Origin of the sequence: Streptomyces sp. SID4985, from assembly GCF_009863025.1 — a bacterium.
Classification (GTDB): Bacteria; Actinomycetota; Actinomycetes; order Streptomycetales; family Streptomycetaceae; genus Streptomyces.
In genome coordinates, this window is sequence record NZ_WWIR01000208.1 from 1 (window position 1) to 17338 (window position 17338).

The 17338-nt window shown below is 70.8% G+C and carries 19 protein-coding genes and 1 pseudogene; 9 read left to right on the top strand and 11 right to left on the bottom strand.

Going from position 1 to position 17338, the window contains the following annotated elements:
* Nucleotides 1–1531 (top strand): peptidoglycan recognition family protein (locus tag GTW40_RS08360; protein WP_161179520.1); only part of this gene is annotated, 1531 nt, incomplete at its 5' end.
* Nucleotides 1532–1540: 9 nt separating this feature from the next.
* Here GTW40_RS08360 and GTW40_RS08365 read toward each other — a convergent pair.
* The 3 genes from GTW40_RS08365 to GTW40_RS08375 all read right to left on the bottom strand — a co-directional run bounded on the left by GTW40_RS08365 (nt 1541) and on the right by GTW40_RS08375 (nt 3433).
* The gene (locus tag GTW40_RS08365; RefSeq protein WP_161179521.1) at nt 1541–2038 is read right to left on the bottom strand and encodes a hypothetical protein; all 498 of its coding nucleotides are present in this window, start codon (nt 2036–2038) and stop codon (nt 1541–1543) included.
* A gap of 108 nt (nt 2039–2146) precedes the next feature.
* On the bottom strand, nt 2147–3046 hold the full coding sequence (locus tag GTW40_RS08370) for a universal stress protein (RefSeq protein WP_161179522.1): 900 nt from the start codon (nt 3044–3046) through the stop codon (nt 2147–2149).
* A 144-nt stretch (nt 3047–3190) separates the two neighbouring features.
* Nucleotides 3191–3433 carry a DUF397 domain-containing protein gene (locus GTW40_RS08375; protein ID WP_161179523.1) on the bottom strand — a complete coding sequence of 81 codons (243 nt, stop codon included), beginning with the start codon at nt 3431–3433 and terminating at the stop codon, nt 3191–3193.
* Between the two features lie 243 nt (nt 3434–3676).
* On the opposite strand from GTW40_RS08375, the gene paaK reads away from it, so the two are divergent.
* Entirely contained in the window at nt 3677–4972 is a 1296-nt protein-coding gene (paaK, locus tag GTW40_RS08380) for a phenylacetate--CoA ligase PaaK (RefSeq protein WP_161179524.1), read from the top strand.
* A 67-nt stretch (nt 4973–5039) separates the two neighbouring features.
* On the opposite strand, the gene GTW40_RS08385 is transcribed toward paaK, so the two are convergent.
* The 3 genes from GTW40_RS08385 to GTW40_RS08395 all read right to left on the bottom strand — a co-directional run bounded on the left by GTW40_RS08385 (nt 5040) and on the right by GTW40_RS08395 (nt 8692).
* On the bottom strand, nt 5040–6536 hold the full coding sequence (locus GTW40_RS08385; protein ID WP_161179525.1) for an acyl-CoA synthetase: 1497 nt from the start codon (nt 6534–6536) through the stop codon (nt 5040–5042).
* 96 nt (nt 6537–6632) lie between these two features.
* Nucleotides 6633–8192, bottom strand: coding sequence for an NAD(P)/FAD-dependent oxidoreductase (locus tag GTW40_RS08390; protein ID WP_161179526.1), 1560 nt, complete (start codon nt 8190–8192; stop codon nt 6633–6635).
* Nucleotides 8193–8317: 125 nt separating this feature from the next.
* Complete coding sequence (locus GTW40_RS08395) at nt 8318–8692, bottom strand: ferredoxin (protein ID WP_161179527.1); 375 nt, start codon at nt 8690–8692, stop codon at nt 8318–8320.
* 133 nt (nt 8693–8825) lie between these two features.
* On the opposite strand from GTW40_RS08395, the gene GTW40_RS08400 reads away from it, so the two are divergent.
* Nucleotides 8826–9191 (top strand): DUF6479 family protein, encoded by a 366-nt coding sequence (locus GTW40_RS08400; RefSeq protein WP_202485581.1) that lies wholly within the window; start codon nt 8826–8828, stop codon nt 9189–9191.
* 100 nt (nt 9192–9291) lie between these two features.
* Here GTW40_RS08400 and GTW40_RS08405 read toward each other — a convergent pair whose 3' ends face one another.
* Nucleotides 9292–9528, bottom strand: a complete 237-nt coding sequence (locus GTW40_RS08405; RefSeq protein ID WP_161179528.1) for a DUF6479 family protein — start codon at nt 9526–9528, stop codon at nt 9292–9294.
* Nucleotides 9529–9657: 129 nt separating this feature from the next.
* On the opposite strand from GTW40_RS08405, the gene GTW40_RS08410 reads away from it, so the two are divergent.
* Both GTW40_RS08410 and GTW40_RS08415 read left to right on the top strand, forming a co-directional pair.
* Complete coding sequence (locus GTW40_RS08410) at nt 9658–10323, top strand: phosphoribosyltransferase (protein WP_161179529.1); 666 nt, start codon at nt 9658–9660, stop codon at nt 10321–10323.
* A 231-nt stretch (nt 10324–10554) separates the two neighbouring features.
* The gene (locus GTW40_RS08415) at nt 10555–11493 is read left to right on the top strand and encodes a helix-turn-helix transcriptional regulator (RefSeq protein WP_343245638.1); all 939 of its coding nucleotides are present in this window, start codon (nt 10555–10557) and stop codon (nt 11491–11493) included.
* 20 nt (nt 11494–11513) lie between these two features.
* On the opposite strand, the gene GTW40_RS08420 is transcribed toward GTW40_RS08415, so the two are convergent.
* Nucleotides 11514–12353 carry an SAM-dependent methyltransferase gene (locus tag GTW40_RS08420; protein WP_161179530.1) on the bottom strand — a complete coding sequence of 280 codons (840 nt, stop codon included), beginning with the start codon at nt 12351–12353 and terminating at the stop codon, nt 11514–11516.
* Between the two features lie 241 nt (nt 12354–12594).
* Complete coding sequence (locus tag GTW40_RS33705) at nt 12595–12960, bottom strand: DUF397 domain-containing protein (protein WP_161179531.1); 366 nt, start codon at nt 12958–12960, stop codon at nt 12595–12597.
* Between the two features lie 417 nt (nt 12961–13377).
* Between GTW40_RS33705 and GTW40_RS08430 the strand changes: the two genes are divergently transcribed.
* Together GTW40_RS08430 and GTW40_RS08435 are read left to right on the top strand one after the other, a co-directional pair.
* The gene (locus GTW40_RS08430) at nt 13378–13683 is read left to right on the top strand and encodes a hypothetical protein (protein ID WP_161179532.1); all 306 of its coding nucleotides are present in this window, start codon (nt 13378–13380) and stop codon (nt 13681–13683) included.
* Nucleotides 13684–13726: 43 nt separating this feature from the next.
* A complete protein-coding gene (locus GTW40_RS08435) occupies nt 13727–13987 on the top strand; it encodes a helix-turn-helix transcriptional regulator (protein WP_161179533.1) in 261 nt (86 codons plus the stop codon).
* Between the two features lie 17 nt (nt 13988–14004).
* On the opposite strand, the gene GTW40_RS08440 is transcribed toward GTW40_RS08435, so the two are convergent.
* Complete coding sequence (locus GTW40_RS08440) at nt 14005–14748, bottom strand: helix-turn-helix transcriptional regulator (RefSeq protein WP_202485585.1); 744 nt, start codon at nt 14746–14748, stop codon at nt 14005–14007.
* Nucleotides 14749–14802: 54 nt separating this feature from the next.
* Here GTW40_RS08440 and GTW40_RS08445 point away from each other — a divergent pair, with 54 nt between their 5' ends.
* Nucleotides 14803–15978, top strand: a complete 1176-nt coding sequence (locus tag GTW40_RS08445) for an MFS transporter (RefSeq protein ID WP_161179535.1) — start codon at nt 14803–14805, stop codon at nt 15976–15978.
* Between the two features lie 172 nt (nt 15979–16150).
* Here GTW40_RS08445 and GTW40_RS08450 read toward each other — a convergent pair whose 3' ends face one another.
* Nucleotides 16151–17044 carry a glycosyltransferase gene (locus GTW40_RS08450; protein WP_343245639.1) on the bottom strand — a complete coding sequence of 298 codons (894 nt, stop codon included), beginning with the start codon at nt 17042–17044 and terminating at the stop codon, nt 16151–16153.
* A 148-nt stretch (nt 17045–17192) separates the two neighbouring features.
* Here GTW40_RS08450 and GTW40_RS08455 point away from each other — a divergent pair.
* A pseudogene (locus GTW40_RS08455) lies at nt 17193–17338 on the top strand (NAD(P)H-quinone oxidoreductase); the annotation flags it as partial.

Genomic DNA, 17338 nt, shown 5'->3' on the forward strand with positions numbered 1-17338 from the left:
GGCGGAGCTGACCGGCCTGCCCGCCGCCGAGCTGCGCACCGACCCGGCGGCCAACGTCGCCGGGGGCGCCGCCCTGCTCGCGGCCGAGCAGAAGCAGCTGGGCGAGAAGACCGGCGACGATCCGGCCGCGTGGTACGGCGCGGTGGCCCGCTTCTCCGGCGCCGACGACTCGGCGACGGCGGCCGCGTACGCCAACGACGTGTTCGACGTGCTGCGCACCGGCGAGTCCCGCACCACCGACGACGGCCGGCGAGTCGACCTCAAGGCCGTCCCCGGTGTGCGCGGCGACACGGCCCAGCTGAAGCGGACCGGTCTGCGCGCGCCGAAGGCCGACGGTGTGGAGTGCCCCGCGTCGGTGTCCTGCGTGTCGGTCCCGGCGCCGTACGAGGAGTTCGGGGACAACGACTACGGCAACCACGACCTGGGCAACCGCCCGGCCTCGCAGCGGATCAAGTACATCGTCATCCATGACACCGAGGGCGGCTGGGACGGGGTGATGAACCTGATCCAGGACCCCACCTATGTGTCCTGGAACTACACGATCCGCTCCACCGATGGTCTGATCGCCCAGCATGTGAAGGCGAAGGACGTGGCCTGGCACGCGGGCAACTGGGATGTCAACGCCCGCTCGATCGGCATCGAGCACGAGGGTTTCCTGACCGCGCCGGACGCCTGGTACACGGAGGCGATGTACCGCTCCTCGGCCCGTCTGGTGCGCTATCTGTCGCGCACGTACGGCGTTCCGCTGGACCGGCAGCACATCCTCGGCCACGACAACGTGCCGGGGCCGACCGCCTCGACGGTGCCCGGGATGCACACCGACCCGGGTCCGTACTGGGACTGGCGGCACTACTTCCAGCTGCTCGGCCACCCCTTCAGGGCGACGGGCACCGCCCGCTCCGGGCTGGTGACGATCCGGCCGGACTACGCGGCCAACCAGCCGGTGTACACGGGCTGCGACTCGGCCGCCGCCTCCTGCCCGGCGCACGGCTCCGGCGAGGTGCGCCTGTACACGGACCACGACGTGAACGCCCCGCTGGTCAAGGACATCGGCCTGGGCACCACGCCGACGACCGGGGTCAACGACCTGTCCTCACGCGTCTCCACCGGCCAGCAGTACGCGGTCGCGGACCGCTGGGGCGGCTGGACGGCGATCTGGTACCTGGGCCAGAAGGCGTGGTTCGAGAACCCGAGGCGGCACGCGACGGCGGTTCCCGCGTCCGGGTTCACGATCACCCCGAAGGACGGTCTGACGAGCGTCCCGGTGTACGGCCGGGCGTACCCCGAGAAGGAGGCCTACCCGGCGGGCGTCCCGGCCCAGTCGGTGGTGGCGCTGCCGTACACGGTCCCGGCCGGGCAGAAGTACGTCGTCGGTGACGAGATGCCGGGTGAGTACTACTACGCGGTCACCTTCACCGAGGACTCGCACAAGGTGGTCGTCGGCAAGGACCTGTACTACGAGATCCAGTACGGCCACCGGGTGGCGTTCGTCCGCGCGGCCGATGTGACACTGGCGGCCGCGCGCCGCTGAGGCCGGGCCTCAGCCCTGCTGGAACAGTTCCGCCGGGAGCGGTTTCAGCAGGGCGTACAGGTCGTCGGTGATGGGCCGGTCCCAGGCGGCGATCGTGACGAGCACGCCGTCGCTGCGGTCGAACTGCACGCAGGAGATACGGCTCTCGGAGAGCTTGAGGCGGCGCACGATCAGCAGGTTGTCGCCCTGGAGGACGGGGGTGTCCTCGGTGCCGACGACCGTGACCTCCTCCTCGTTCTCCAGCGCGAGCAGCAGCTGGGCGACCTCGAAGGGGATCTCGGCCTCGGCGACCTCGCGGGCCGGGGAGCCCTCGGGGAGGTTGCCGATGATCATGGCGGGGCCGCGCCCGCCGAACAGGTCGTAGCGCAGGAAGACACCCTGGCAGGTGCCGTCGGGAGCGGGCAGCAGGCCCGCGCCGAGGTTGCCCGGCCAGTCGCCCGGGTCCATGGCCAGCACGTCGAAATCGGGGCCGGCGGGGGTTGTGCTGCGGCGGCGGAGGAACGACATGCGGCAATGGTACGTGCCCGGGAGCGCGCGGCGACGTGCGGGCGCCCTCCCGGAACGGCCGCGTGTGGCCGGGCTCGCGGACTCGGCGTCATCCGTAGCCCGTACGGGTCACTCGTCCGTGGGAACGGGCGGTACGACGGCGACCGGACTGGCCGCGTGGAGCAGCACGGCGTGGGTGACCGAGCCGAGCATGGGGGCGGGGGCGAGCGGGCGGCGCCGGTGGCGGCCGACGACCACCAGATCGGCTCCGGCGGAGGCCCCGACGAGCAGTCCGGCGGCGCCTCCGGGCAGTGCCTCGATGTCGGTGCGCACGCCGGGGTGGCGCTCGCGGTAGGGCACGAGACAGGTGTCGGCGAGGGCGCGGGTCTCGGTCTCGACGGCGGCCTGGTCGACGGCCGGGGGCACCAGCTGACCGGGCGCCGACCAGGACTGCACCGGCCAGGGGTAGGCGGCGATCACCTGCACGCGCGCGTCGCGCAGCCCGGCCTCGGTGAACGCGAAGTCGAGGGACGCCTCGTCGGGGTGGTCCACGTGCAGCCCGACGACCACGCGGGGGCCCGGCTCGGCCGGTTCGCCGTCGACCTCGCGGCCGGGCCGGGGCACGACGACCACGGGACAGGGGGCGTCGCGGGCGGCGGCCACACCGTTGGAGCCGAGCAGCAGCCCGGTGAAGCCGCCCCGGCCGCGTGAGCCGAGGACGAGCAGCTGGGCGTCGGCGCCGAGTTCGGGCAGGACGGCGGCGGGCGCGCCCTCGACGGTCACGTACTCCGTCTCGGGAACGTCGTCGCGGTCGCGCAGCAGCGTGCGCACCTCGTCGAGGACGGGGTCGCCGTCCCGCTCGGTGTCGTCGGCGACCAGAACGTCCTCCTGGCCCCAGGGGGCGTACTGGCGCACGTGCACCACCCGCAGCGGCGCCGCGCGCCGTCGGGCGTCGTCCAGTGCCCACTCCAGCGCGCGCACACTGTCCTCGGAACCGTCCACCGCCGCGATGACCGGCGCAGCGCTCATCGTCCCTCACCTCCGGAACACGACCTTCCCCTGCCGGGGCCAGCGTGGCTCAGTCGCTCGCGTCGGCGGCGCGCCCCTGGTCGCGTGTCCGGAAATCGGGCGTGAACACCCCCGGTTCGGCTCCGGGTGTCCTGGTGGGGGCGCTCAGGTCAGGTCGAACTCCCCGGCGCGCGCGCCGGAGACGAAGGCGCCCCACTCGGCGGGCGTGAAGATCAGGGAGGGGCTCTCCGTGCGGTCGCTGTTGCGCATCGCGACGAAGCCCTCCACGAAGGCGATCTGGACGTCCCCCAGGCCGCCGCTGCCGGAGCGCCACTGCGCCCCGCTGAGGTCCAGGTCCGGCTTGTCCCAGTCCGCGAGCGGCTGCCGCTGGGTGATGCTCTCGGCCACGTCCGTACTCCTCCCGGTTCGTCGTCCGCGAGTCAGCCTAGCGACCGCTCCGGGCGGCGGACAGGCCATGTGAGGGGGACGTTCGGGCGGCGCGCGCCGGTCTGTGCGCGCCCCTGGGAAAAATCCGGGTGCCTGCCTCTTGCCTCGGACCCGCTGGCCTGAATTACTTGCCTCGAAGGAAACGACCGAATGATCGGTCGTCCGTATTGCGTATGTGCGTGGCGCGTGAGGGGGCCTTTTCCGATGACGGACACGGCGGATCTGCTCGACGCGGGCGAGCGGCTCGGACTCGACGAGCTGCGCGCCCTCCAGCTGGAGCGGCTGCGCGCCACACTGCGGCACGCCTACGAGCACGTGCCCTTCTACCGCGAGTCCTTCGACAAGGCCGGGGTCCACCCCGAGGACTGCCACTCGCTGGCGGACCTCGCGCGCTTCCCGTTCACCGTGAAGAGCGACCTGCGCGAGAACTACCCGTACGGCATGTTCGCCGTCCCCCGCGAGCGCATCCGCCGCCTCCACGCCTCCAGCGGCACCACCGGCCTGCCCACGGTGGTGGGCTACACGGAGAACGACCTCTCCCTGTGGGCCGACCTGGTGGCCCGCTCGATCCGCGCGGCGGGCGGCCGCCCCGGGGACGTGGTCCATGTGGCGTACGGCTACGGCCTGTTCACCGGCGGCCTCGGCGCGCACTACGGCGCCGAGCGGCTGGGCTGTACGGTCGTGCCCGCCTCCGGGGGCATGACGGCCCGGCAGGTGCGGCTGATCCAGGACCTGGAACCCCGGGTCATCATGGTCACGCCGTCGTACATGCTCACGCTCCTGGACGAGTTCGAGCGCCAGGGCGTGGACCCGCGGAGCACCTCGCTGCGGGTCGGGATCTTCGGGGCCGAGCCGTGGACGGAGGAGATGCGGCGCGAGATCGAGGAGCGGTTCGCGATCGACGCCGTCGACATCTACGGCCTGTCGGAGGTGATAGGTCCCGGCGTGGCCCAGGAGTGCGCCGAGACCAAGGACGGTCTCCACATCTGGGAGGACCACTTCTATCCGGAGGTCGTCGACCCCATCACCGGCGAGGTGCTGCCGGAGGGCGAGCCGGGTGAGCTGGTGTTCACCTCCCTGACGAAGGAGGCGATGCCGATCGTCCGGTACCGCACCCGGGATCTGACCCGGCTGCTGCCGGGCACGGCGCGGGCGTTCCGCCGGATGGAGAAGATCACCGGTCGCAGCGACGACATGGTGATCCTGCGCGGGGTCAATGTGTTCCCGACCCAGTTCGAGGAGATCGTGCTGCGCACGCCCGGGGTGGCGCCGCACTTCCAGCTCCGGCTGACCCGCGAGGGGCGGCTCGACGCGCTCACCGTGCGCGCCGAGGCCCGGCGGGGTGCCACCCCCGAGGCGCGGGAGGCGGCGGCCCGGTCGATCGCCGCCGCCGCGAAGGACGGCATCGGGGTGTCGGTGGCCGTGGAGATCGTGGAGCCGGAGTCGCTGGAGCGCTCGGTGGGGAAGATACGCCGGATCGTGGATCTGCGGCCGCGCTAGCGCCGGGCCGCCGTTCGGTCCCGACTGTCGTCCGGTGCCGGGCCGCCGTTCAGTCCCAGACCGCCGTTCAGTCGGCGAACCTGTCCCGCAGCTCCCGCTTCAGGATCTTGCCGCTGGCGTTGCGGGGCAGTTCGGTGACGAAGAGGACCCGCTTGGGCGCCTTGAACGCGGGCAGTGTCTCGCGGACATGGGCGACGAGCTGGTCCTCCGTGACCTCGCCGCGCGGGACGACGACCGCCGTGACCGCCTCGATCCACCGCTCGTCGGGCAGCCCGATCACGGCGGCCTCGGCCACACCCTCGTGGGTGTAGAGCGCGTCCTCGACCTGGCGGGAGGCGACCAGGACGCCACCGGAGTTGATGACGTCCTTCACCCGGTCGACGATCGTGAAGTACCCGTGCGCGTCGCGGACCGCGAGGTCGCCCGAGTGGAACCAGCCGTCACGGAAGGCGGCCGCGGTCTCCTCGGGTTTGTCCCAGTAGCCCTCGCACAGCTGCGGGGAGCGGTAGACGATCTCGCCGGGCGTCCCGTCAGGCACGTCCTCACCGTTCTCGTCCACCACGCGGGCGTCCACGAACAGCACCGTACGGCCGCAGGAGTCGAGCCTGCCCTTGTGCTCGGTGGGGGCGAGCACGGTGGCGAGCGGGCCGATCTCGCTCTGCCCGAAGCAGTTGTAGAGGGCGAGCTTCGGCAGCCGTTCGCGCAGCCGCTCCAGGACGGGCACCGGCATGATCGAGGCGCCGTAGTACGCCTTGCGCAGTCCGGTGAGATCACGCTCGGCGAAGTCGGGCCGGTTGGTGAGCGCGATCCACACGGTGGGCGGGGCGAACAGGCTGTCGGCGCGGCCCTCCTCGATCAGGTCGAAGAGGCGGTCACCGTCGGGCGCGTCGAGGACGATGTTGGTGGCGCCGACCGCGAGGTAGGGCAGCAGGAAGACGTGCATCTGCGCCGAGTGGTAGAGCGGCAGCGCGTGCACGGGCAGGTCACCGGCGCTCAGGTCGAGGGCGGTGATCGCGCTCAGGTACTCGTGGACCAGCGCGCGGTGGGTCATCATCGCGCCCTTGGGCAGCGCGGTCGTCCCGGAGGTGTAGAGCAGCTGCACCAGGTCCTCGGTGCGCGCCTCCGGCCCGTCGTACGGCTCGGTGCCGGACAGTCGGGCAAGGAAGGAGTCGTCGGCGTCGCGCAGGGGCATGTGCCGTACGTCCGGAGGGAGTTGACCGGCGAGGGCCGGGTCGGTGAGCACCAGCGCGCTGCCCGACTGGCCGAGGACGTAGCCGAGGTCGTCACCGGTCAGGTGCTGGTTGACGGGGACGTGGACCAGGCCCGCGCGGGCACAGGCGAGGAAGGCGATCAGGTAGGCGTCGGAGTTGTGGCCGTAGGCGGCCACCCGGTCGCCGGGGGCGAGTCCCCCGTCGAGCAGGAGGGCCGCGGCGCGGGAGACGGCGTCGTCCAGTTCCGCGTACGTCCAGGTCCGTTCGCCGTACTCCAGCGCGACGCGCGCCGGGACGCGTCGGGCGCTGCGCCGCAGCACCCCGTCGACCGTGCTGCCCTGTCCCTGTGTCATGTCAGCCGATCCTGGGGCCGGCCGGGCCCCAGGTCAAGATCCATGGGGCCCGGCCGGGTGGTCGCCGGGGGTGCCCCTTACGGGGTGCCGGTCGTCCTACTCCCCCAGGACGGCCATCGCCGCGTTGTGTCCGGGTACGCCGCTCACCCCGCCACCGCGCACCGCGCCCGCGCCGCACAGCAGGACGTTGGCGTGCCGGGTCTCCACGCCCCAGCGGCCGGTGTCCTCCTGGGCATAGGGCCAGGACAGGGCGCGGTGGAAGATGTTGCCGCCGGGCAGCCCGAGGTCGCGTTCGAGGTCGAGCGGGGTCTTCGCCTCGATGCAGGGGCGGCCGTCGGCGTCGGTGGCGAGGCAGTCCGCGAGGGGTTCGGCGAGGTGGGTGTCGAGCTGGGCGAGGGTGGCCTTGAGCAGCTCGTCGCGTACGGCGTCGTTGTCACCGGCGAAGAGCCGGGCCGGGGTGTGCAGGCCGAAGAGGGTGAGGGTCTGGTAGCCGCGCGCGGCGAGGTCGGGGCCGAGGATGCCGGGGTCGGTCAGGGAGTGGCAGTAGATCTCCGAGGGCGGCGCGGCGGGGAGTTCGCCCGCGGCGGCCTGGGCGTGGGCGGTGGCGAGCTGCCCGTAGCCCTCGGCGATGTGGAAGGTCCCGGCGAACGCCTCGCGGGGGTCGACGGCGCTGTCGCGGAGCCGGGGCAGCCGCTTGAGCAGCATGTTCACCTTGAGCTGGGCGCCCTCGGCGGGCTCGGGGGCGGTGTCCCCGGTGAGCGCGGCCAGTTCCTGCGGGGAGGCGTTGACGAGGACGTGCCGGGCGACGGCGGTGCCCTCGCCGTCGGCGGTGCGGTAGGTGACCTCGGCGGTCTGCCCGTCGGTGTCGATCCGGACCGCCTCGTGCCCGGTGGCGATGACGGCTCCGGCGGCACGGGCAGCCCCGGCGAGGGCGTCGGTGAGCGCGCCCATGCCGCCGACGGGCACGTCCCAGGCGCCGGTTCCGCCGCCGATGACGTGGTAGAGGAAGCAGCGGTTCTGGGCGAGGGAGGCGTCGTGGGCGTCCGCGAAGGTGCCGATCAGGGCGTCGGTGAGGACGACACCCCGAACCAGGTCGTCACTGAAGTTCTCCTCGATCGTGACACCGATCGGCTCCTCGAACAGGGCCCGCCAGGCGGTCTCGTCGTCGACACGGCGGCGCAACTCGTCGCGGCTGGGCAACGGTTCGGTGAGCGTGGGGAAGACACGTTCGGCGACCTGGCCTGTCATGCCGTAGAAGCGCTGCCAGGCGGCGTACTCGCGCTCGCCACCAGTCAGCGCGGCGAACGCCTCGCGCGTGCGCTCCTCCCCGCCGCCGACGAGCAGTCCGGTGGCGCGGCCGCCCCGCTCGGCCGGGGTGTACGAGGAGATGGTCCGCCCCTGGACGCGGAAGTCGAGGCCGAGATCGCGCACGATCTTGTCCGGCAACAGGCTGACCAGGTAGGAGTAGCGCGACAGCCGGGCGTCGACCCCGGCGAACGGCCGGGTGGAGACGGCGGCGCCCCCGGTGTGGTCCAGCCGCTCAAGGACCAGTACGGAGCGGCCGGCGCGGGCCAGATAAGCGGCGGCGACCAGGCCGTTGTGTCCGCCACCGACGATCACGGCGTCATACGTCCGGGTTCCCTCGTGTGCAGGCATGGTTCTTCGTAACACGGGATGATCATCGGCGGATAGGGGTGCGGGGGAGCGCGGTGAGCGGGCGACCCGGGCAGCACGGGCGGGCCGTGGGGACGGATCATGTGGGCGGGTCGTGTGGGCGCACGTTAGTCGAGGGCGGCCATGAAGGCCGTGCACGCCTCGGCGCACCTGCGGCATGCCGTCGCCGCGGCCTCGGCGCCGGTCAGCCCCTCGAAGGCGTGGACGCCCTCGACGCAGACGGAGCGGCACCACTCCAGCTGGAGTCTGATCCGTGTCTCGGTGCCGTCGACCTCCACGCTGCCGTCCTCGGACAGCAGGTGGCAGGTCGTGTCGCAGACCTCCGCGCACATGATCCCGATCCGCCGCGCGGAGCCGTACGCGCCCACGAGGCTCGCCCGCACCGCGCACTCCCGCGCGCACTCGGCACATGCCTGCGCGCAGGCGAAGCGATCCTCCAGGAACTGGTAGGGCGCGTCTCGCGGGGGCGGCGGTGTCGTCACAGGGGGGCGGGTAGCCGTGGCGGGGCGGCGTAAACACGTCGACGCGATGCCGGAGGGAGCCGTCACGGTGGGCGTGTGATCCAGCACCCATAGCGCCATGTTCATACCGATTTGTACGGGGTATCCCGGTGATATGAGCACTCCAATGGTCCAGCTGGCGGCGCCGAGCGGCCTGCTGAGTCTCGTACTGTTCCTGATCGCCGTCGCACTGCTCGCGCTACTGGGCGGCGGCTTCTGGATCACCTCCCGCGTCAAGCAGAGCGAGCCACCCCGGCCGCGCCCCGAGGAACAGCCACATCTGCCTCCGGAGGGTGCCGTACGGGAGATTCAGGAGAACCGAGAGCCGGACGAGGTCCCGCGGATGCCCAAGGGCGGGCGCCCACTGACCCCGTACGAGCTGTCCAACATGCACACGAGGCCCAGCACGGCGAAGGAGCGCCCACGCTGGAGCAAGGGTTCGAGCGGTTCCTTCGGGGGCGGGGGCCTGGGCGCCCACTGAGGGCCCGCCCACGACAGACGAGAGTCGACGGAGGCGGCGGAGCGGGGTACATCCCGCTCCGCCGCCTCTGCGTCATGCGTGTCGTCAGTCCCGCCGGCCGTCAGTCCCGCGTGTCGTTCCGGGCGTCCGGGGTGCTCCAGCCGACGCCCTCGCGGCTCTCGACGCCACCCCGGCGCTCCTGGGAGCCGGGGGCGGGGGTCGACGCGCGGCGCTCACGCGCCCGGCGACTGCCGAGCCAGAACGCGCCGAGCAGTACGACGGCGACGACGACCCCCACCACGAGGAACCACAGCGTGCCGCCTCCGGACAGTGCGATGTATTCGGTGGAGTTGTCCATGGGGTGCCGGTTACCCCGGCGTACTCCGATCATCCCGCCAGGACGTCCGCCGGGGGTGGTTTGACGGCCGCCCCACGGGAAACCCCGGACATGCGTCCGCAGGAGTCGCCGGAAGGCAGGTGACCGCCCATGCGATTCCCCGACCGTCGCCGCGCCGGCCAGGAACTGGGCGTCCGACTGACGGAGCGGGCCACCGACGGCGACCTCGTCGACCCCGTCGTCCTGGCGCTGCCCCGGGGCGGCGTCCCGGTGGCGGCCGAGGTCGCCCGGGCACTCGGCGCGCCCCTCGACATCCTGGTGGCCCGCAAGATCGGCGTACCCGGCCACCCGGAGACCGGCATCGGCGCGATCGTGGGCGACGGCCCCCCACTGTTCGACCGCCGCGCCCTGGCGATGCTCGGCCTGAGCGAGGAGGATCTCGCCCCGGACGTGACCCGCGAACGAACCGAACTCCACCGCCGCGAGCACCTCTATCGCGGCGACCGCCCCGCTCCCGGCCTCTCCGGCCGCACCGTGATCCTCGTGGACGACGGCCTGGCCACCGGCGCCACCGCCCGCGCCGCCCTCCACCACCTCCGCACCCACTCCCCCGCCCACCTGATCCTCGCCGTCCCCGTCGGCGCCCCCAGCGCGGTCACCGACCTCCGCCAGACCGCCGACGACGTCATCTGCCTCCACCAACCCCCCGCCTTCCAGGCCGTCGGCCAGTGGTACGACGACTTCGACCAGGTCAGCGACGAGGAGGTGCTCCGGGCCCTGGAGGGGGTCCGGACGGACAGCGGGCCGTGGCGATGACAACTCGCCCGCACTGCGCCAACTCGCGCCACGGCGAGCCACGTTGACTCGTACCGCCCTGCCTCTCGACTCTGAGTAATGGGCGCGGAACAACGGTCACGGGCGGGTGAGTTCAGGCCGTACACCTGCGCATAATTGGACTTTTAGTCGATTCCCCCTCCGGAGAGGGTCGCGGCGGGCACTATGTGTGCCCTGGGCATCACAGTGAGTCCATGAAATCAAGGAGCACAGGTGGTCGAGCAGTTGCCCATCGCCGCCGGGGAGCCCTACGACGGCTCCGGTCAGAAGGCGGGGCGTAGGGGAGCGGTGCGCTACCTCCAGAACGAGGCAGCGCCGTTCGCGGCACGCATGGTGCTGGGCAACGCCCTACGCCGTCACAGGGAGGCCGTCGGCCTGAGCGCGGGTGAGGCGGCCAGGCGGCTGGGGGGCTCTGCCTCGAAGGTGAGCCGGATCGAATCCGGCAACAATTCCCCCAAGCCGCAGGACCTGCTGAAGTTCTTCGCGCTGTACAAGATCACAGACCCGGAAGAACAGACGCAACTGTGCGACCTTGCCACGGCAGCCCACGAGCCCGCCTGGTGGCAGCCCTGGTCGGCGGTCACGCCGAAGTATCTGCAAGCAGTGGTCAGCTTCGAGGACATGGCCACCCGGATCAGGTCCTACGAACCCATCTATCTGCACGGCTTGTTGCAGACACCCGAGTACGCGCGGGCGCTGATCGAGCGGGGCCGGGGATCCAAGAGCGGGCACGACGAACTGGTCCGGTTTCGCGCCGAGCGCCAGGAACGATTCGCCTCGACGCCGGACACGAAGTTGCTCTGCGTCGTGGACGAGGCCACTCTGGCCCGCCCCGTCGGGTCGGCGGAGATCATGCGCGGGCAGCTGAACCACTTGATCGCGCTGACGAACGATCCCCGCTTCCAGCTCCACCTCGCCCAGTTGCACGACTACAAGGTGCACGTCGAACTCGGCCCCACGACCATCTTCGACTTCGCGGGCCGCCTGCCCACGATCGCCTTCGCGGAGGGGTACGACGGCGGTCTGGTCATCGAGGACGAGCAGATGGTGGACCGCCGGGTGAAGGCGTTCGACGCGCTCGCCGCCCGCTCGCTCGCACCCCACGCGATGAGGCGGCGCCTGCTGGACATGCTGGCGACCAACCGCTACTGACGACCGCGGCCCCGGCGCCGTCAGAGCTTTCGCGCGACACCGGCGTACAGGGACACCAACTCGTCGTCGACGAGGTCCAGTTCACTGTCGAACTGCGGGCGCCACTTGTGCGCCAGCACCACCTCGGGATCGACGAGCTGGAGACGGTCGAAGAAGCGCAGGACCTCCGCCTGGGTACGCACCTGGGCGCGGCTTCCGCGTTGCGCGTAGGTGTCGATGATGGCCTGCCACACCTCGGGGGCGAAGTCCCCCGTGCAGTGGGTCAGGCTCAGATAGGAGCCGGGCGCCAGCCGTTCCACGAAGCTGCGGACGATGTCGTACGGTCGCCGTTCGTCGGGGATGAAGTGGAGCAGTGCGTGAAGGCTGAGCCCGACCGGCTGGCCGAAATCCACGATGTCCTGCGCCTCGACCTCGGCGAAGACCGCCTCCGGATCGGTGGCGTCCGCCTGGACGAAGCAGGTTCGGCCCTCCGGTGTACCGGCGAGAAGCTCGTCCGCGTAGACGAGGACGATCGGATCGTTGTCGATGTAGACGACCCTGCACTCCAGGGCGACGTCCTGGACCACTTCGTGCAGGTTGGGAGCCGTGGGGATTCCCGTTCCCACATCGATGAACTGCCGTACTCCTTGCTGTGCCATGTACCGTGCGGCGCGGTGCATGTAAGCGCGGTTCACACGGGCGACGGTCTCGATCGCCGGAAACAATCTGATCACCGCCTGGGCCACCTCGCGGTCCACGGCGTAGTTGGTCTTGCCGCCCAGGTAATAGTCGTACATCCGCGCACTGTGCGCCTGATCCTGCCTCAAGAACAGATCACTGTTGTCCCGTCCATGCTCATGCGCGGCACGCTCCCCCACCATGCTCCTCCCCGGCATCCACAGCCCCCGGGGCTCGCCAGGTGCGGAATGCACTTGCATTATCCCTATCGATACCGGTCGTTCAGCGGCGATGTCCACAGCTGAACGATTTTCTCGACTTCTCGAACATATGCAGTTTCTGATTTGACGGCATGGATGAAAAGAACGCGGCCTCACACAGAGACCGCTGGGAGTCGCCGACCGCCTCCACGGTCGGCAACTCCCAGCGGCCCGGTTGACTGCCTCAGAGGTCGCCGCTGTCGACGGCGGCGACGAACGCGGCGGCAGTCCCCTTCGACACCGCCATCACCGGACCGCCCTGATCCTTGGAGTCACGGAAGAGCACGTGGTCACCGGTCGGCTCGGCGACCTCCACGCACGATCCCTCCGGAAGACTGTACGAACTCTTCCGCCATGCGGCACCGGCCCACTTCGAGCCGCGACGCTCCACAACCGTCGGCTTCCCCACCGGGCGACCTCCTGCGGTGAACGAACTCCCCGTTGCCGGGATGCAATTGCATCCCAGCCCGACTTTGGGAGGATCACCGCCCCGCAGGCCATGTATGCATGGTTGAAGCAACAATGTCTTGATTCCGTCGGCCCTCACCATGCAAGTGCGCCTGAAAATCACATGAGTTCATCCCGCCGGGGACCGCGATGCAAAGCACCCTGGAATATGCACCAGGCATGGAGTATGCACCGGGCATTCGCACAACCCAAAAAGAGGTGACGAGTTCCGCTGTGATGCCGGGGCTCTCAACAGGGAAATAGGGGGCGCGTAAACAGGGCGCACGCTTCCAAGAAATCGAACGTGGCACGGACTGCGGTGATGAATACGCCTCACACCTGAGCCTTCGACGGCAATGGCAATGCCACATTCCGCCGCTCAAGTGGATTCCAAAGAGCCGGAGTTCGCCCTAGCGTCCCTCCTGCTCGGCGACGCGTCGGGCGGCACCGGGGCCCCGGCGCAGTGATTTCGAGGTCATCGACCGGGGCCCGTGTCCACGACATCTCCAAGGAGGCCGCGATGACCCCCTCCCCCAGGCGCCAGCGCCGTAAACCGCGCCACGCCCGCCCACGACGTACGCGCTTGATCCACCCGTGCCCGCTCTGCGTGATCGACGCGCTCGAAGATGCCACCGGCCCCGCCGGACAACTGCTCCTCACCCACGAGTCCGGGCACTGGACCAACACCGCGCTGAGCGCCTGCCTTCTCCTGCTGCGCCTCGTCGGCCGGCGCTGCCCGCACACCCCCTGCACCCACGCCCGACTCCCTCTCGATGCGGAGCCTCCCCACGCCCCCGGCGCCCGTGAGGCCCTCGATGTCACCTGAAACCAGCCGCACTGGGAGCAGCCCGGCCCACATCGGACACGTCATGGAACGAGTCCGCAGGCGAGCCGACCTCAGTCCGGAAACCCTGGCCCGGAAGACCGGCACGGGCCTCGACCACATCAACGGCGTCCTCTCCGGCCACCACTTCCCCAGCCGCCGCTTCACCGTCACCTACGCCAGGGCCTGCGGCGCCGACCCCCAAGTGCTGCTGATGGTCTGGGAGAACGAACACGACCGCCGAAGCACGCCGTCTCGTCCGAGGACGGGCCAGGTCCTGTCCGACCAGAATCCTGAGTACCCGTAAGTCGGCTGGGAACCGGGTCAGGGCGTGGAGCGTGAGCCCGGGGTGTGGCCGAAGGTGCGGCGGAATACGTCGATGAAGGTGCTCACCGACGACCAGCCGCACCGGAGGGCGACGGTGGTGACGGGGGTGTTGCCGGCGAGGAGGATCAGTGCGTGGTGGAGCCTCATCTGGGTGCGCCACTGGGGGTAGGTGAGGCCGAGGTCGTCGTGGAGACGGCGGGAGAGGGTGCGGGCGCTGGCGCCGATCTGGCGGCCGAGTTCGTCGAGGGTGCGATTGTCCGCCGGGTCGGCGATCAGGATGCCGTGGAGTTCTTGGAGCAGAGGGCTGGTGGGGGTCGGCAGGTGGAGCGGCTGCTCGGGGGAAATCCTGAGCTGATCGAGCAGGACTGCGCGCAGGCGCAGGTGGGGTGGGCTGTTGTCGTCGGGGAGGCGTGTGTAGGCGACGATCAGTTCGCGGAGGAGGGGGCTGACGGTCAGGACGGCCGGGGAGTCGAGCCCGAGGGGATTCTCGGTGACGGGCAGGCCGACGAGGTGGAGGTCGAGTTCACCGTGGGCCTGATGTTGATGGACGGTGCCCGCCGGGATCCAGAGCGCGCGAGTGGCGGGGGCGATCCATGAGCCCGCGTCGGTGGTGACGGCGATGACGCCCTGGCTGGCGTAGACGATCTGGTGGTCGTCGTGGCGGTGGGTGTCGATCTCGCCGCCGGACGCGAGGCGCTGAGTCCGGGTCGGCGCGACGGGCTCGTGGCGGATTTCCTTCATCATCTGGCAATCTATCGAAAGCGGGACACCTGTCACCTCTCGCAGCATGGACGGGTGCGAAGGAATGCAACGATCTCGCTGCTGTCCGTGGGCCATGCCTGCGTCGACATCTACCAGGGCGCCGTCGCGGCGCTGATCCCGTTCTTCGTGGCCGACCGCCACTACGGCTACGCCGTCGCCTCCGGCATCGTGCTGGCGGCGTCCCTGCTGTCGTCGGTGGCCCAACCGGTGTTCGGCGCGCTCACCGACCGGTGGCCGATGCCGTGGCTGCTGCCGGTCAGCACCCTGCTCAGCGGCACAGGCATCGCGCTGAGCGGTCTCAGCGGCTCCTACCGGCTCACTCTGGTCTTCGTCGCGATCTCCGGGATCGGGGTCGCCGCCTACCATCCGGAGTCCGCTCGCGTGGCCCGGCTGGTCAGCCAGGGCAGTCACGGCGCGATGAGCTGGTTCTCCCTCGGCGGCAACATCGGCTTCGCGCTCGCGCCGATCGCGGTGTCGGTCGCGATCGGACACGGCTCACTGAGCCGGACGCCGGTGCTGGTCCTGCCCGCCCTGGTCGGCGCCGCCCTGTGCGTCCCCGTGGTCCGGATCCTGGGGCGGTTTCGGACCGATGCCGCCGATACGGCGCCGGTCACGGGCGCCGACGACATGACCTCGTTCGTGAAACTGTCCCTGGCGGTGGTCTTCCGCTCCATCGTCTTCACCGGCCTGAGCACCTTCATCTCCCTCTACGCCCAACAGCGCACGCACGGCAGCACCGTCGCGGGGACCGTGGCCCTCTTCCTGCTGTTCCTGGGCGGCGCCGTCGGCTCGGTCCTGGGCGGCTCCCTGGCCAACCGCTACGACCGCGTCCGCGTCTCCCGCTGGTCCTACCTGGCTTCGATCGTCGCCGTCGCCGGAGTGCTCTACGCGCCCGGTCCGGCCCTGTTCGTCTTCGTGGCCCTCACCTCCGCCGGCCTCTACGTCCCCTTCTCGCTTCAGGTCACCCTCGGCCAGGACTACCTGCCCACCCGCGTCGGCACTGCCGGCGGCGTCACCCTCGGCCTCACCGTCAGCATCGGCGGCCTGATCAGTCCCCTCCTGGGACGGCTGGCCGATTCCACGTCGCTGCAGACCGCCCTCACCCCGCTGATCGCCATGCCCGCGCTGAGCTGGCTGCTCTTCCGCACCCTGCCCGAACCCACCGCTCCCGGGCTCCGACCCGCCGCACCCGCCCGACAGGAGGCGTAGCACGTGCCTGGCCCCGTGATTCGCCCACGTGCCCCACCAAGATGACGAGGACGCGTCCGATCACGGACTCTGTGGAGTGTCGCGGCGAGCCGACGAACCCCGCCCCCGGCGCGACCCGCCCGAGCGCGGCGGCCCCTGGCGGACCGTCCACGCACGCTTCGCCCCGGCCGCGTCACACAACAGGCGCCCGCCCCGCCCGAGCAAGCCGCCAAACCGTCCGCCACGACATCGGCCGCCGCTCCCCCCACCCTCCGCGCAGGCCCTCCGCGAAGCCCTTGAGCCAGACGGTCAGGTTTCCGGAGGTGCTGAAACGCCACAGGCTGAGCACCGTCCAGGTGGTCAGGTAAATCGGGATCAAGGGAGCCGGGAGGCGGCGGAGGGCGAGCCAGACCCGGTTGCGGGCGATCATGCGGTGGTACGGGCCGTGCCGGGCGGGGTTGGTCGCCGGGTGGTGGACCTCGATGTCGGCGGCGTACCAGCCGATCCGGCCGAGGTCCCAGAGCCGCCACGAGAGGTCGATGCCCTCGTGGAAGAGGAAGAAGTGGCCGGGCCAGCCGCCCACGGCGTCGAAGTCCGCTCGGCGTACGAGCACGATGCCCTCGGCCATGACGGTGACGGCCCCGGGGCGTCGGGCGTCCCCGGAACGGAGCCGGGGTACCCAGCGGCCCAGGGTCTCGCCGGTGGTGGGGTCGGCGATGCGGGGCTGGACGTAGGCGGCGTCCGGGTGCCGGTCGAACTCCGCGATCAGCCGTGTGAGGGTGTGCGGGTCGGGGAGTACCGCGTCGTTGTCGAAGAACAGCACGAACTCGGCGCCACCGGCGGCCAGCGCCGAAGCGCCGACGTTGCGGCCCTCCGGGATACCCGTATTGACCGCGAGCGCGACGCTCCGCACGCCCTCGGGTACATGGTCCGGCTCCACACCGTTCCCGACGATCACCACGCGCAGGTCCACGTCCCGCTGGGCAAGGACGGACGCCATCGCCGCGCGGAATTCCTCGTCCCGGTCGTTCATGGTGAGCACGACGATGTCCACCGTGCGCTTGATCGCGAATTCTTCCCAGCTCACCTTGATCCGCCCTTCGACCGACGAGACCGGCAACTCCCCAACACCTCCCCAACCGATCCAGACACGGGTGGCGCAATTCGCGAACACGACCAACGAGGCCGAAACCGCCTCCTCGGGACACGCCCCCCGCAGGGGTACCGTCGCCGCCATGCACGCGATCAGGATTTCCGAACCCGGTGGGCCCGAGAAGCTGACCTGGACCGAGGTGCCGGATCCAGTGCCCGGTGAGGGCGAGGTGCTGGTCGATGTGGCGGCCGCCGCCGTCAACCGCGCCGACATCATGCAGCGTCAGGG